The following is a 13,200-nucleotide window of genomic DNA, read 5'->3' as shown; positions in this document are numbered from 1 at the left end:
GGCGAGCGCCCTCCCCGATCAAGCCGCCATCTTGCGGCAGCTGTCGGCGCAGTGGTGGCAGGCGTCGACGCAGCTCTGCATGTCGCCGATCCGCTCGTACTCGTCGGCGCGACTTGCCGATGAGGAAGCGTTAACCGCTGCCGGTTAGTCTGCGCCTCTCGCTCGGAGAGGATCGATGAAAGGCGGCTATTCGCTGGCCCAGATAGGACTTCACTGGCTGGTCGCCCTCCTGGTGCCGGTCCAGTACCTGACGGGCGGCAGCATCGAGAGAACCCACCACGCCGTCCACATGGGCATGACGCCGTCGTACTGGGACGTCGTCCAGCACCACCTCCACAACTACGCGGGCATGGCGATCGGCCTGCTGATGGGCATACGGCTGGGTCTTCGCATACTTCAGCCGCCCGAGACCGACGCGCCCGGCTCATGGACCGGGCGGGCCGCCACGGCGCTTCATCACGCCTTCTACGCAGCAATCATCGGACAGGCCTGCATGGGGTTCGTCGCAAGCTACCTCTGGTTCGGGATCGCGCCGTACCACGTCGTGGGGTCGAGGATCATCCTGGCGATGGTCGCGCTGCATCTCACCGCGGCGGCCTGGCACACGCTAGTCGCCCGTGACGAGGCGGTCGATCGGATGGTGTTCCCGCGCCGAAAGCGGTCAGCCCAAGAACTCTAAAGTGGCCAGCGTCAACACGACGTAGCGGCCCGTCTTGGCCACGAACACGAGGATCGTGAACGGAAGCAGCGGCTCCCTGAGCACTCCGGCGACAACCGTGAGAGCGTCTCCAAACACCGGCATCCAGGACAAGAGCAGCGTCCATTTCCCGTATTTCCTGTACCAGCGGGACGAACGTTCGAGCACGTCCTCCCCGACCGGAAACCAGCGCCGGTCCCGAAACCTTTCGACGCCGCGGCCGAGGAACCAATTGACGATGCTTCCAAGCGTGTTTCCGACACTGGCGACGGCGAGCAGAACCGGGACGGAGAACTTGCCCGTGAGAAGAAGACCGACCAGTACGGGCTCCGACTGCATCGGCAATATCGTGGCCGCGTCCAACGCTGCGATGAAAAGGCCGAGGTAGGATGCGAGATCGATCATTGTCAGAAAGGAACAGCCCCTATTGACCTTACTACCGTTGGAAGCCCTAGCTGTGCACAACGTGATGTTCGCGCCACATAAAGGACTCGAACATCGACGAGACATAGGTCCTAATTGAAATCGCGCTGCTTTGCATGTAGCTCGTTGGGAATGGGCAAGATGTACCGAATCACAGTGAGCAGGCTGCTCGTGATGATGCGGCTGGTGATCATCGTATCACTGGCGGGGTACTCGCTGTCGAATGCCAACGCCGCGATGCACGGCTCTTCATTCCCCGATCTGAAAGCCGTCGTCGCGGACGTGTCACCCTCCCGCGAGGCTCACGACATGACGGAAGCGGCCCATCACGACCACTCGCTTGGCGACGTATCTGATGATGGCGATAGCGCTTCGAAGCTTGTCAAGCAGGAATGCTGCAAGGATTTCTGCGGCGGGCTTGGCATCATTTGTGAAGGCCCCGACGTCGGCGGACCGGTCGTGACGTCGATCCGGCAGTTCGTCGACGACCGGACGACCGTGGGCGAACTGCCGCCCCTCCACCGTCCCCCGAATATCTGAATAGAGACGCACCCGCTTGATCGGGTCCAGTCGGTCGCCTGCCTTTGCTTAGGCGAGCGCCCGTAGGCTATCTCTTATTCGGAAATTACATAATGAAACCCTCGCTTTTCGTGGTGGGGCTGCCGCTTGTCATCGGCGGCTGCGCATCCACGCTGCCTCCCGACGTGGTGGCATCCTCCGCTGCAGTCGAACAGCCGTTCGCGCGCCCGGCCGCATACCGCTCACCGATTGCGGGCTATGTCGCCAGGCAGCCCGTCGATCCCAAGCCATGGCGCAGACAGAACGACCTGCAGTCTCCAGCCAATGGAGACGCCCCATGATCGACCCTAGAAGAACCATGGTGGCACTGGCATTCCCGCTGGTGCTGAGCGGCTGCGTCACAGGCGCCGAGTATTCCAGCAAGGAGGCGGGCTTCACCTCCGTCTCAAACAAGACCACCACTGTCACGGCGAAAGAGACCGTCTGGATCCAGAACCAGAACCAGGCCCGGTCGGCCGCCGCGCAGGTCAGAAGCCTGCTCGCTCGAAAGAAGACCCTCGACGTCGAGACGGCCGTCCAGATCGCCCTGCTCAACAACAGGGGCCTTCAGGCGGCCTACGCCGATCTCGGCGATAGCGCGGCCGATGCCTGGCAGTCGACGATGTTCATCAATCCGACCGTCTCCATCGGCACGACGGGCATGGGGACGCCGGAACTGGGGGCGTTCAAGACCATCGAGGGGATGATCACGACGAACATCCTGGCGCTCGCGACGAGGAACCGGGACATAGCGATCGCCGACACCCGTTTCCGGCAGGCGCAGTTGAGCGCGGCCGTAAGAACGCTCCAGGTCGCCGCCGACACGCGACGTGCTTGGATCGGAGCGGCGGCGGCCTGGGAGAACGTCGGGCAGCTCCAGCGCGCCCAGGCGGCGGCCGACGCCGCTTCCGAGCTCGCGGAGAAGCTGGGCGAGACCGGCGCGATGACCAAGGGCGCCCAGGCACGCGAACATGTGTTCGTCGCCGAACTTGCCGGAGAAACCGCCAAGGCCCGCCTGGCGGCACGACTCACCAAGGAGGAACTGACGCGGCTCATGGGCCTTTGGGGCACCGACCTGGACTACCAGGTTCCAAACAGCCTGCCGCCGTTACCCAGGTCCGTCGTCAGACGCGACACCATCGAGGCCGAAGCACTCCGAAACCGGATAGACCTCCAGGTGGCGAAGCTCGAACTCGAAGCCACCGCCAGGTCGTACGGTCTGACTGAAGCGACCCGCTATGTCACTGACCTCGAGATCTTGACGGGCTTCGAAACGGAACGGGAAATCGAGGACGACGAGAGAAAGACGAGGACGACCGCCCAGGTCGAGCTGGAGTTCGCCATCCCGATCTTTGACACCGGCAAGGCCCGCATGCGCAAGGCCGAGGTGGCATACATGCGCGCGGCCAACCAGCTCGCAGAGAAGGCCGTCAACGTCCGCTCGGAAGCACGCTCCGCGTACGAGGCGTACCGCTCGAACTACGACATCGCGCGGCACTACCGCAACAGCGTCGTGCCGCTGCGCACCAAGGTCGAGGAGGAGTCCCTGCTGACCTACAACGGCATGATCACCAACACCTTCGAGCTGCTGACCGACACCCGCGAAAAGATCAACTCCCTCCTGCTCTCCGTCAACGCCAAGCGCGACTTCTGGCTGGCCGATGCCAACCTCGCGCCTGCGATCTACGGCGGCGGCGCGACGAACGCGTCGGCAGAGCCCGAGGTCGTCGCTGCTTCCGAAAGCAGCGGCGGCGGCCATTGAGAAAGGAACCCACCATGTTCAACAGACGACAACTGTTCGGTGCGAGCGCGGCCCTGCTGGCGGCGGGAGCCTGGACGAAGACGCAGGCGATGGGCCTGCCCGACGCCCCGACAATGGAATCGGCCGACATGCAGCCGCCGCTCCACCCGACCTCGGGTCCGGACTACCAGCCGGTCGTCACCCTCAACGGCTGGACCCTGCCCCACCGGATGAACAACGGCGTCAAGGAGTTTCATCTGCTCGCTGAACCAGTCGAGCGCGAGATGGCCGACGGCATGACAGCCTATCTCTGGGGCTACAACGGCCAGTCTCCGGGTCCAACGATCGAGGCAGTCGAAGGCGACCGCGTCCGCATCTTCGTCACCAACAAGCTCCCGGAGCACACGACGATCCACTGGCACGGCATGCTCGTGCCGTCGGGCATGGACGGCGTCGGCGGGCTGACGCAGCCGCACATTCCGGTCGGCAAGACCTATGTCTACGAGTTCGACCTCGTGAAGTCCGGCACCTTCATGTACCACCCGCATTCCGACGAGATGGTGCAGATGGCCATGGGCATGATGGGCTTCTTCGTCGTCCATCCCAAAGACCCGAAGTTCATGCCGGTCGACCGCGACTTCGTCTTCCTGCTCAACGCCTATGACATCGATCCCGGCTCCTACGTGCCTCGGATCATGGAGATGACCGACTTCAACATGTGGTGCTGGAACAGCCGCGTGTTTCCGGACATCAGCCCCCTCGTCGTTTCCAAGAACGACAGGGTGCGGGTCCGCGTCGGGAACCTGACGATGACGAACCATCCAATCCACATGCATGGCTACGACTTCGAAGTGACATGTACCGACGGCGGCTGGGTGCGGCCGGAAGCGCGGTGGCCCGAGGTGAGCATCGACATCCCGGTCGGCGCAATGCGCGCCTACGAGTTCGACGCCAAATACCTCGGCGACTGGGCGATCCACTGCCACAAGTCGCACCACACGATGAACGCGATGGGTCACGACATCCCGACCTTCATCGGCGCGGACAAGTCGAAGGTCGCCGAGAAGATCAAGAAGCTGCAGCCGGAATACATGCCCATGGGCACCAAGGGCATGGCCGACATGGGCGAAATGGAAATGCCCATCCCCGAGAACACCGTGCCCATGATGACCGGCTGGGGGCCGCACGGCCCGATCGAGATGGGCGGCATGTTCTCGGTCGTGAAGGTCCGCGAGGGCATCTCGGCGGACGATTACTCAGATCCCGGCTGGTACGAAAACCCGCCCGGAACGCAGGCCTGGGAGTGGACCGGCGAGCTGCCGGACGCGACCAAGGCCAAAGACGCGAAAACGCAAATCACGCCAAAGCCGACAAACGGCTGAGGCTCAATCTCAAATATTCAAAAAAGGATCTACGCATGAGGAACTATGTACTGGCACTGGCGCTCGTCGCTCTCGCAACCCCAGCACTCGCTTCCGGCAATCACGCTGGCGGCCACGGTGAGAAAATGGCAGTCGGCGAGCCTGGCGACAAGGCCAAGGCGACACAGACGATCCGCGTCACGATGAAGGAAACCGACGACGGCAAGATGGTATTCACTCCGCCCGTCCTCAACGTCCGCAAGGGGCAGACGGTCAAGATCGCGATCAAGAATGCCGGCACCGTCGACCACGAGTTCGTGCTCGATCAGGAAGACAAGATTCTCGAGCACAAGGCGGTCATGGAGAAGTTTCCCGAGATGGAACATGACGATCCAAACTCGATTCGCCTACCTGCCGGCCAATCCGGCGAGATCGTCTGGAAGTTCACCACCGACGGCGCATTCAAGTTCGCCTGCCTGATCCCCGGCCACTACGAAGCCGGCATGCACGGCGATGTCACCGTCGCTGGGAAGTAATCCTCAAATAAAAGGAGTCACGAAGATGAAATCCGCAATGATCAAAATCGGCGTAGCCACCCTGCTTTGTGCCAGCGCGGCATTCGGTGCGTTCGCCCAGGAATTCACCAAGGGCGTCGTCAACAAGGTCGACGCCAAGGCAAGGAAGGTCACCATCAAGCATGAAGACCTGAAGAACCTCGACATGCCTGCGATGACGATGGTCTTCCGCGTCGAGGACCCGGCTCTGCTCCAAAAGCTGAAGGAAGGCTCAAGCATCGAGTTCGTTGCCGAACGCGTGAATGGCAAGCTGACCGTCACCGAAGTAAAATAGCGAGACTCCTGCCGCCCGGATCCAACCGGGCGGCAGGACATCGAGGAGTTGAGACGATGCACAGGAGAAGCTTCATCGCAATGGCGGCATCCGCCCTGGCGTTCCTCGGCGGAGGGGCCCTCGCCGCCGCGCCGGCGAAGATGACGGTCTACAGGGATCCGAACTGCGGCTGCTGTCATGAATGGTCGAAGGCAATGGCCGCGGCAGGATTTTCCGTCGACGCCCGCGACACCGACAACCTTGCCGCGGCCAAGGCGCGGCTGGGCGTGCCTGCCGACTTGGAGGGCTGCCACACCGCCGTTGTCGAGGAATACTACCTCGAGGGACATGTGCCGCTCGAGGCCGTCCAGCGGCTGCTGCGGGAGCGGCCGCCAGTCCGAGGGCTGGCCGTACCGGGGATGCCGCCTGGTTCGTTGGGAATGGGCGACGACCCGCAGGCGCCCTATGACGTCTATGCTATTCCGTCAGGGACCGAATCGCCATACGTGTTCATGGAGGTCCGCCCCCGAAAGGGCTGACGCCTCGATCGATCAAACCATGCCGTACGGCCGTTCAGGACACCTGAGCGGTGCAGAGCGCAGCCCAGAGATCATGCTTCCAGTCAGTTCCCGGCCGCGCCGAAACGTCGATCGCATAGTCGGCGGAATTGATCCGTACCATGGCGGGCGAAAGGCAGCGCACGCTCGCCTTGTGCCTTCCTCCGTCCCGATAGAGTACAGCCCCGCCACCGTCGAATTCCGACAGCGTGATGACGACGTCGTAATCGAAGGCCGGATCGCGGGAGGGACCGCCCTTCGCCAGACTGAGGCTGACCGACCGGCTGCCGCTAAGAGAAGCGGTGTGGAAGACGGCAAGCCCGGACGCCGCCGACATCGATGCGGACTGCGCGCAAAGGATCAGGGACAGAAGGACGCGACGCATCTCCCCCTCCCGTGGATGATGCACTTCGATCCTATCATATCAGCGGAGGCTACGCGACTATTCACAGAACCTGCGAAAACGGATCCGCCGGCTCCGCTAAGGCCGCATGAACGCGTGAATTTCCTCGGTCGTGACCTTGCCGTCCTTGTTCGCGTCCACGCTGTCGAATATCCGCTTATGGATCGCCGTCACCTCCTCGAAGGACAGCGCGCCGTCCCCGTCGGCGTCGGCGACCGCGAACATAATCTTCATCATGTGTCCGTGCATCGCCATCATCGGTCTGCCGCCCATCATGCCGGACATCATGCCGGTTCGACCGGGCATGGCTCCCGGGCCCTGCCCCGTCGTTCCATCGTCCGCGTCGGACGGCGGGGTTGCCTGTGCCGGCGTCGCAGGATGATGCGGGTCGGCATCCGTCTGCGCAAGCGTGAGACCAGTTCCGCCGGCCGCGATCAGCGCGGCCAGCACGGCCGCCTTTGGCAATCTTGTCATCGTCATGTCCGTTCTCCTCTTGCGTGGTCTTCTTCCACCTGCGTGAGCTTGCGCGCCCTGGCGATGCCCTGAAGGTCGCCCTTCAGCAGCGTGACACCCGCGCTCTCGATCGCCTCGTCGGTTCCCGTGCCCATGGCGGTACCGACGTCGGCGGCGGCGAGCGCCGGGGCGTCGTTGACCCCGTCGCCGGCCATCGCGACGACGCGGCCTGCCGCGGGCGCAAGCACAAGCGCGAGTGCGACCAGGAAGGCCAGCCCTGCGTTCATCCATGCGAACCTGCGGCGGTCGGCGGCTATGTGCGCGCGCTCCGCTCCCCTGCTCAGCCGAAACACCGGCTGATGAAATTGAAGATCGCGGCGATCGATGCTCCTGCATAGGCGCCGAAGATGACGCTTTGAAGGAGGCCCGGCGCCAGGCTTCGAAGATCGAAGCCCGTCAAGCACTGGGACCGAAACATGAGCAGGCGTCGCCGGGGATGTCTCGGACTGGACATGCAAGATTGTGTTCGCCATTGAACGACCCTCCGCCGGCTGCATATGCAGCCACCTTGACGAGCGAACAATGAGCCTGCCCGCATGCTTCTTTGATTTAAATCAAGAATGCGAAAACATCGCCGGGCTGCTGCATGAAGGTGCGCGGCCGGAGCCGCTTGCTGTCAGCCTGGCCTTCCTCGGATGGCCCGCGCAATCCTCAATTCGCCGAGCGGAGCTCCAACTATTAAGAGTTCGTTGACCATAACGTGGCTTTACTAAGCGCGATGGATGCGGACGTTCCCGCACGTCGTCGAGTGTTTTGTGTGGGACGGGATTGATCGTGTCGAAGTATCCAGTGAAAGGATTCTCGGGTGGAACCTTGGGCGGCGGGGTTGCGGCACTGCTGTCGCGTGTAGAACGGCTCGTCGCACAGACCATCCTGCCGGCTCTGTTCGCGCTGCCTGCGCTAGCCGGCTCTGCATCATTAGCCTCCGCGGAAGATCGTGCGCTGAAGCTGTTCTTCACCCATACGGGCGAGAAGGCCACGATTATCTATAAGCGCGACGGAAGGTTCGACCCAAAGGGCCTGTCTCAGATAAATCGGTTCCTGCGCGACTGGCGAAGGAACGAACCAACCCGGATGGATCCGCAGCTGCTTGACCTGGTCTGGGAGGTGTACAAGCGCAGCGGCGCGAAGGACTATATCCACATCGTCTCCGCCTACCGTTCTCCGGCAACCAACAACATGCTCCGCAACCGCTCGCGCACGACCGGTGTCGCCAAGAAGAGCCAGCACATGCTTGGCAAGGCCATGGACTTTTACGTTCCCGGCGTGAAGCTTTCGACGCTGCGTGCCCTTGCAATGCAGATGCAGGTCGGCGGTGTCGGATACTACCCAACCTCGGGTTCGCCCTTCGTGCATCTCGACGTCGGCAACGTCCGGGCTTGGCCCCGGATGTCTCGGCAAGAACTCGTTCGAATATTCCCGAGCGGGCAGACGATGCATCTTCCAGCGGATGGCCGCCCACTGCCGGGATATAACCAGGCAGTTGCGAACTACAAGAAGCGCGTCGGCCACGCCTCCATCCAGATCGCCAGCACTACCGGAGAAGAAGACGACGACGCAGGCGCGGCAGCCACGTCGAGCCGCGACTCCGCGGACAGAAGCCTCGTGACAGCGCTCCTGCCCACGCCTCGGAGCCGCGCATTGAATGGGCTGGCCCTGCAGGCCGACGCGTTCGGGCGGGACGACGAACGGTCCCCCGTGGATCTTTCATCACGACCGATTCCGATACCGGCGATGCGGCCGACCGCTCGGGGCGGCGACGCGGGTATCGATGCCAAGCTGGAGACTGCATCGATCGGCCCGATCGACGCGCCTCCGGATAGACGGACATCTGCATTGCCGACCTATTCCGGCTTCGAACCTTTCGCTGCCGTGCGCGAGGCCTTGCAGAAGGGGGCGGACGTGATCGCTTCCCTGCCAATGACTGCTTCCTGGGAATACACAGGTTCGTTCGGATCGACCTCAGGCGCGGCGCTGATGAAATGGGCGCTGCATACTCCTGGCGAGATGATTGGAATGAGAGCGCCTCGCGTGTCCCGCCGCACGGTTCAGCATTACCCGGATGCCGCGGCATCCGATGGGGCAATCATTCCTGTCGCCGCCACAGACCAGTTCGATACCAACCGGTTTGCGTCGCCCCCAAAGGGCTGACCGCAACCTCTCGAACGGCAGCGTTATCTCAATTTTCCGCTATTCGGTAGCAACGGCCATCACCGTGGCCCGAGTGAGCGGTAGGAATCCCGCGACCTGGCGCCTCGCTCCTCGGACGTTTTGGCCGGAAGCAGGTGCACCTGTCGGCCGCCAACGACTTGCGTTGCCGCCATGTTCAAGATCTCTCGTCAAGCGGCACCGCATAAAGCTCTAGTCGCCTTCGAACGACTCGATATCCCATCTGCGCGGCTATTTTCTTCAAGAGCATTGAGGCGAGGTTCGGAAAACTCAATGATCTTGCCGGTCGAAATGTCGATGAGATGGTCGTGGGGCGTGGCGACTTCGTATCGCGCTTTTCCCGATCCAAAATGTTGCTCGGCAACGACGCCAGCCGCGACCAGATGGCCCAAATTCCTGTAGAGGGTCGCCAGGGACACGCGCCTCCCTCGTGCCCACAGGCGTTCATGCAGCGAACCGACATCCCGGTGATCCGGTCGGGTGATCAACGCTTCGAGGATTTCGCGCAAGTTCGCGGTCACTCGCAGTCCGCCCTGCTGGCATCGGTTCTCGAGTTCGGCTAGCGACAGATCGTCCATTCTCACACCACGAAGTCCATGATGCACTTTGCGTTGGGGTCCGCAATGATCAACGCAGTCAATACTTTAGCGGCCACCAGCCGCGCCCGGGCACCCAAGGCTCCCGTTTTCTGCTTGCTTGCTGTGCGTATGCTGGGCGCAGAGACCTCGGAAATTAAACGGCGATCATCTGAGGGATCGCTTTACAGGTGTCGCTTGGGCGTGAACCGCTTCATGGCCTCCAAAGTTTCAGGACTGACGTGATGCTCAATACCCTCCGCATCCATCCGCGCCGTCTCTATGCTGACGCCGATAGAGCAGAGAAACAATTCCACGATCTGATGCCTCTCGCGACTGACGCGCGCCAATTCCTTGCCGGTACCCGTCAGGAAAACACCCCGATACGGGCGCTGCTGGATATAACCTTCCGCAATCAGCCGCTTCAGCATCTTGGCGACCGTCGGCTGCGCAACGCCCAGGCGCTGGGCAATATCCACCTGCCGCGCCTCGCCGCAGTCGGCGAGAAGGTCGGCGATGAGCTCGACGTAATCTTCCACGAGTTCGCTGCGGCGGTTGTTCCGCGCCTGCCGGAAGCTTTCCATCTGGGTGTCGGCTGCGACAAGCGCAGTCTCAATTTCGATCGACTGACGAAGCTTCTCGTTCAATTCAATTCCGCCTGCTCATAATTTTTCTCGAGCATTACGCTAACATAGCAACGGCTATATTTCCAATCTTCATTTGCCTGCGGGCCGGGAAATATAGCTCTTGCTATATTCCTGTTATAATGCTTTATTTCATTTAAATTGCTAATTGGAGCTTCTTCTAAAATGTCGAAGTGGGCACAGACGGCCTTGAGCAGGAGAAGCCTCCTCGGAGGCGGGATCGCAACACTCGGTGCCACGAGCATCTGCACCGTCAACACGGCGGCTCAACAGGCCCATTCCGGCGATCATGGTGCCGCGGTGTCCGCCATGAAGAGCGGCGACATTGCTCCTGCCCACCATTCCGCGCACGGCGCGATGATCACCGTTGGAAATGTCGACAATGCCCGCAACGGGTTCGATCCGACGAGCATGCTTACCGACTGGTATACGGGCGAATTGAGCGATCTGCCCGATGGGCGCAAGCTGCGCCGCTTCGAAATCACCGTCGAAGAAAAGGAAATCGAAATCGCACCCGGCGTCATGTTTCCCGCCTGGACCTATAACGGCCGCGTCCCCGGTCCCGCCCTTCGGGCGAGCGAGGGGGAGCGGCTGAGCATCAAGCTCATCAATAACGGCTCGCATCCTCATTCCTTGCATTTCCACGGCATCCACTCGTCACGTATGGACGGCGTCCCTGGAGCCGGCGTCATCGGCCCTGGCGAGGAGTTCGTCTACGAGTTCGACGCCAAGCCCTTCGGCTGTCACCTCTATCACTGCCACGCCCTGCCGCTTGCCCGGCACATCCACAAGGGCATGTACGGCCTCTTCGTGATCGATCCCGATCCAACGCTGCACTCCGACAACGCCGAGGTGGCGAAGTCCCGCCTGCATGGCTCGCCGGAAAATGCCGAATGGCAGGAACTGGCGATGGTCATGAACGCCTTCGACACCAATTTCGACGGCGAGAACGAGTTCTATGCCTGCAACACCATCGCCCATTGCTACGCCAAGGAGCCGATCAGGATCGAAAAAGGCCGCCCGGTGCGCATCTATCTGGTGAACATCACGGAGTTCGACCCGATCAACTCGTTCCATCTCCATGGGAACTTCTTCGACTACTACGACACGGGAACGACGCTGACGCCGACGCTGCGGACGGTCGACCTCATCACGCAATGCCAGGCCCAGCGCGGCATCCTGGAGTTCACCTTCAAGGAGCATGAAGCCGGGCTTTACATGTTCCACGCCCACCAATCCGAATTCACCGAGCTCGGCTGGATGGGCATGTTTGATGTTGTGGAGACGCTGTCATGAATGAGACCCCGCGCAACTTCCTGCCCGTCTCCACGGTCGCGCCGAGCCGCCAGCATCTTCTGTGGCTTCTTTTACCGTTGGTCGTGTTGGCCGCCGCAGTGCTATGGCTGTTGCAGAGCGACCCGCTGCGAGGCTTCAACAACGGCGCACCGCCGGTCGAAAATCTGAGCGTCGAGCGCACCGTGCTCGATCAGGACGGCTTGCGGATGCTCGTCCGCGCCGGCGGATCGGAGCCGATGACGATCGCGCAGGTACAGGTCGACGCTGCCTACTGGCAGTTCAAGCAGCAACCTGCCGGAACGATCTCCCGCGGCGACACGGCCTGGGTGGCGCTCCCCTTCCCTTGGGTTCTCGGCGAAGCGCACAAGGTCACGTTCGTCACCAACACGGGCGCCACCTTCGATCATGAGATCCCGGTTGCCGTCCCGACGCCCAAGGCCAGCCAAGGCGCGTTGGTGTCTCAAGCCGTCCTTGGTGCCTTCGTCGGAATCCTGCCCGTCGCGATCGGATTGCTTTGCTACCCGGCGCTTCGTGGCGCCGGCCGTGGCACGATGACCTTTCTGCTGGCCATGACGGTCGGGCTGCTCGCCTTCCTGCTTGTCGACACGATGATCGAGGCGCTGGAATTTGCGAACCGGTCGGCTGCGATCTTCCAGGGAAGCGTCATGGTCGTCCTGGTTGCGGCATCAAGTTTCCTGGCGCTGGTCGCGGTCGGCCGTCGCCACGGCTCTCCGACGGGCCTCGCGCTCGCGACTTATATCGCCCTCGGTATCGGACTGCACAATTTCGGCGAAGGTCTCGCCATTGGCGCGGCTTTCGCGGCCGGCGCGGCGGGACTCGGAACGTTCCTGGTGCTCGGTTTCGCCCTCCACAATATCACCGAGGGCATCGGCATCGCCGTTCCTATCCTGAAGATCCGGCCAAAGCTCGTTCACTTTGTGGGCCTGACGCTGCTGGCCGGCGGTCCTGCTGTTCTCGGCATCTGGCTCGGCAGCTTGGCCGTCGCCCCGCACTGGACCGCAATCGCCCTGGCGATTGGCGCCGGCGCTATCGCGCAGGTTATCGTCGAAGTCACGGCGTTGCTCGCAAGGAACGGCAACCGTGGGGACTACGCGCAGGTCCTCAGCCCTACAGCGTTCGGCGGCATCGCGGCCGGACTGGCGTTCATGTATGTGACCGCCATGCTCGTCAAGATCTGACGCCAACCGCCAACAACTGCAGCACGCTTCTCAAAGGCGCGTGATGTCTTTGCCTGGCTAGGGGTGGTTGCGCGCCAAGACTCGACGGAGGCAAGCAGGATCTGTCTCCGACGCATGATCATCCACGGCAAGAGATCATGCTTGATGCACCTTGATCGCAGCAAGGACCGCCCTCGGACCTGGATTGATGTGCTTCGATCGCGTCTTCCGTTCGTTTCCCGGCGAGGAAAAATAAC

The 13,200-nt window shown here is 62.1% G+C and carries 17 protein-coding genes and 2 pseudogenes; 12 read left to right on the top strand and 7 right to left on the bottom strand.

The window, feature by feature from the left end; all coding sequences use genetic code 11:
- Positions 1–18: 18 nt before the first annotated feature.
- Positions 19–108, bottom strand: a pseudogene (locus FHX09_RS29835) (four-helix bundle copper-binding protein); the annotation flags it as partial.
- A gap of 67 nt (positions 109–175) precedes the next feature.
- Here FHX09_RS29835 and FHX09_RS13140 point away from each other — a divergent pair.
- Positions 176–679 (top strand): cytochrome b/b6 domain-containing protein, encoded by a 504-nt coding sequence (locus FHX09_RS13140; RefSeq protein ID WP_132591395.1) that lies wholly within the window; start codon positions 176–178, stop codon positions 677–679.
- Here the strand turns inward: FHX09_RS13140 and FHX09_RS13135 are convergent.
- Complete coding sequence (locus FHX09_RS13135) at positions 662–1,102, bottom strand: YqaA family protein (protein ID WP_132591393.1); 441 nt, start codon at positions 1,100–1,102, stop codon at positions 662–664. The two genes, FHX09_RS13140 and FHX09_RS13135, sit on opposite strands and share 18 nt — an antisense overlap.
- 159 nt (positions 1,103–1,261) lie before the next feature.
- On the opposite strand from FHX09_RS13135, the gene FHX09_RS13130 reads away from it, so the two are divergent.
- From FHX09_RS13130 to FHX09_RS13100, 7 genes are all read left to right on the top strand, one after another.
- Entirely contained in the window at positions 1,262–1,660 is a 399-nt protein-coding gene (locus tag FHX09_RS13130) for a hypothetical protein (protein WP_132591391.1), read from the top strand.
- Positions 1,661–1,752: 92 nt separating this feature from the next.
- On the top strand, positions 1,753–1,980 hold the full coding sequence (locus tag FHX09_RS13125; protein WP_007787990.1) for a hypothetical protein: 228 nt from the start codon (positions 1,753–1,755) through the stop codon (positions 1,978–1,980).
- Positions 1,977–3,440, top strand: a complete 1,464-nt coding sequence (locus FHX09_RS13120) for a TolC family protein (protein ID WP_132591389.1) — start codon at positions 1,977–1,979, stop codon at positions 3,438–3,440. The genes FHX09_RS13125 and FHX09_RS13120 overlap by 4 nt, the downstream gene beginning before the upstream one ends.
- 14 nt (positions 3,441–3,454) lie before the next feature.
- The gene (locus FHX09_RS13115) at positions 3,455–4,801 is read left to right on the top strand and encodes a copper oxidase (protein ID WP_132591387.1); all 1,347 of its coding nucleotides are present in this window, start codon (positions 3,455–3,457) and stop codon (positions 4,799–4,801) included.
- A 35-nt stretch (positions 4,802–4,836) separates the two neighbouring features.
- Positions 4,837–5,316 (top strand): plastocyanin/azurin family copper-binding protein, encoded by a 480-nt coding sequence (locus FHX09_RS13110; RefSeq protein WP_183719591.1) that lies wholly within the window; start codon positions 4,837–4,839, stop codon positions 5,314–5,316.
- A gap of 25 nt (positions 5,317–5,341) precedes the next feature.
- Entirely contained in the window at positions 5,342–5,629 is a 288-nt protein-coding gene (locus FHX09_RS13105; protein WP_132591385.1) for a copper-binding protein, read from the top strand.
- 56 nt (positions 5,630–5,685) lie between these two features.
- Entirely contained in the window at positions 5,686–6,147 is a 462-nt protein-coding gene (locus tag FHX09_RS13100) for a DUF411 domain-containing protein (RefSeq protein ID WP_184450137.1), read from the top strand.
- Positions 6,148–6,181: 34 nt separating this feature from the next.
- Here FHX09_RS13100 and FHX09_RS13095 read toward each other — a convergent pair whose 3' ends face one another.
- The 3 genes and pseudogenes from FHX09_RS13095 to FHX09_RS13085 form a co-directional block, all read right to left on the bottom strand.
- Positions 6,182–6,550, bottom strand: coding sequence for a hypothetical protein (locus FHX09_RS13095; RefSeq protein WP_183719593.1), 369 nt, complete (start codon positions 6,548–6,550; stop codon positions 6,182–6,184).
- A 96-nt stretch (positions 6,551–6,646) separates the two neighbouring features.
- Positions 6,647–7,048 (bottom strand): EF-hand domain-containing protein, encoded by a 402-nt coding sequence (locus FHX09_RS13090; RefSeq protein WP_132591379.1) that lies wholly within the window; start codon positions 7,046–7,048, stop codon positions 6,647–6,649.
- A 35-nt stretch (positions 7,049–7,083) separates the two neighbouring features.
- Positions 7,084–7,251: pseudogene (locus tag FHX09_RS13085) on the bottom strand (HAD hydrolase family protein); the annotation flags it as partial.
- Between the two features lie 352 nt (positions 7,252–7,603).
- On the opposite strand from FHX09_RS13085, the gene FHX09_RS29455 reads away from it, so the two are divergent.
- Together FHX09_RS29455 and FHX09_RS13075 are read left to right on the top strand one after the other, a co-directional pair.
- Positions 7,604–7,774 (top strand): hypothetical protein, encoded by a 171-nt coding sequence (locus FHX09_RS29455; protein WP_210301546.1) that lies wholly within the window; start codon positions 7,604–7,606, stop codon positions 7,772–7,774.
- 75 nt (positions 7,775–7,849) lie between these two features.
- On the top strand, positions 7,850–9,232 hold the full coding sequence (locus FHX09_RS13075) for a DUF882 domain-containing protein (protein ID WP_184450135.1): 1,383 nt from the start codon (positions 7,850–7,852) through the stop codon (positions 9,230–9,232).
- 188 nt (positions 9,233–9,420) lie between these two features.
- Here FHX09_RS13075 and FHX09_RS13070 read toward each other — a convergent pair whose 3' ends face one another.
- Both FHX09_RS13070 and mntR read right to left on the bottom strand, forming a co-directional pair.
- Positions 9,421–9,738: a transcriptional repressor gene (locus FHX09_RS13070; protein ID WP_246699439.1), complete on the bottom strand. Its 318-nt coding sequence runs from the start codon at positions 9,736–9,738 to the stop codon at positions 9,421–9,423.
- Between the two features lie 272 nt (positions 9,739–10,010).
- Positions 10,011–10,472, bottom strand: coding sequence for a manganese-binding transcriptional regulator MntR (mntR, locus tag FHX09_RS13065; RefSeq protein WP_183719597.1), 462 nt, complete (start codon positions 10,470–10,472; stop codon positions 10,011–10,013).
- Positions 10,473–10,634: 162 nt separating this feature from the next.
- Here mntR and FHX09_RS13060 point away from each other — a divergent pair, with 162 nt between their 5' ends.
- Both FHX09_RS13060 and FHX09_RS13055 read left to right on the top strand, forming a co-directional pair.
- Entirely contained in the window at positions 10,635–11,765 is a 1,131-nt protein-coding gene (locus FHX09_RS13060) for a multicopper oxidase domain-containing protein (protein WP_184450133.1), read from the top strand.
- Positions 11,762–12,964 (top strand): metal transporter, encoded by a 1,203-nt coding sequence (locus FHX09_RS13055; protein WP_132591365.1) that lies wholly within the window; start codon positions 11,762–11,764, stop codon positions 12,962–12,964. The genes FHX09_RS13060 and FHX09_RS13055 overlap by 4 nt, the downstream gene beginning before the upstream one ends.
- Positions 12,965–13,200 lie beyond the last annotated feature (236 nt).

It is taken from the genome of Rhizobium sp. BK538 (assembly GCF_014197575.1).
GTDB lineage: Bacteria > Pseudomonadota > Alphaproteobacteria > Rhizobiales > Rhizobiaceae > Rhizobium.
The sequence above is the reverse complement of the archived record's forward strand: the minus strand, read 5'-3'. Positions and strand labels throughout refer to the sequence as shown.

Excerpts from the sequence above, each read along its gene's own strand:
- FHX09_RS13140 (WP_132591395.1), top strand. The coding sequence starts at position 176 with ATGAAAGGCGGCTATTCGCTGGCCCAGATAGGACTTCACTGGCTGGTC.
- FHX09_RS13135 (WP_132591393.1), bottom strand. The coding sequence starts at position 1,102 with ATGATCGATCTCGCATCCTACCTCGGCCTTTTCATCGCAGCGTTGGAC.
- FHX09_RS13130 (WP_132591391.1), top strand. The coding sequence starts at position 1,262 with ATGTACCGAATCACAGTGAGCAGGCTGCTCGTGATGATGCGGCTGGTG.
- FHX09_RS13125 (WP_007787990.1), top strand. The coding sequence starts at position 1,753 with ATGAAACCCTCGCTTTTCGTGGTGGGGCTGCCGCTTGTCATCGGCGGC.
- FHX09_RS13120 (WP_132591389.1), top strand. The coding sequence starts at position 1,977 with ATGATCGACCCTAGAAGAACCATGGTGGCACTGGCATTCCCGCTGGTG.
- FHX09_RS13115 (WP_132591387.1), top strand. The coding sequence starts at position 3,455 with ATGTTCAACAGACGACAACTGTTCGGTGCGAGCGCGGCCCTGCTGGCG.
- FHX09_RS13110 (WP_183719591.1), top strand. The coding sequence starts at position 4,837 with ATGAGGAACTATGTACTGGCACTGGCGCTCGTCGCTCTCGCAACCCCA.
- FHX09_RS13105 (WP_132591385.1), top strand. The coding sequence starts at position 5,342 with ATGAAATCCGCAATGATCAAAATCGGCGTAGCCACCCTGCTTTGTGCC.
- FHX09_RS13100 (WP_184450137.1), top strand. The coding sequence starts at position 5,686 with ATGCACAGGAGAAGCTTCATCGCAATGGCGGCATCCGCCCTGGCGTTC.
- FHX09_RS13095 (WP_183719593.1), bottom strand. The coding sequence starts at position 6,550 with ATGCGTCGCGTCCTTCTGTCCCTGATCCTTTGCGCGCAGTCCGCATCG.
- FHX09_RS13090 (WP_132591379.1), bottom strand. The coding sequence starts at position 7,048 with ATGACGATGACAAGATTGCCAAAGGCGGCCGTGCTGGCCGCGCTGATC.
- FHX09_RS29455 (WP_210301546.1), top strand. The coding sequence starts at position 7,604 with ATGAGCCTGCCCGCATGCTTCTTTGATTTAAATCAAGAATGCGAAAAC.
- FHX09_RS13060 (WP_184450133.1), top strand. The coding sequence starts at position 10,635 with ATGTCGAAGTGGGCACAGACGGCCTTGAGCAGGAGAAGCCTCCTCGGA.
- FHX09_RS13055 (WP_132591365.1), top strand. The coding sequence starts at position 11,762 with ATGAATGAGACCCCGCGCAACTTCCTGCCCGTCTCCACGGTCGCGCCG.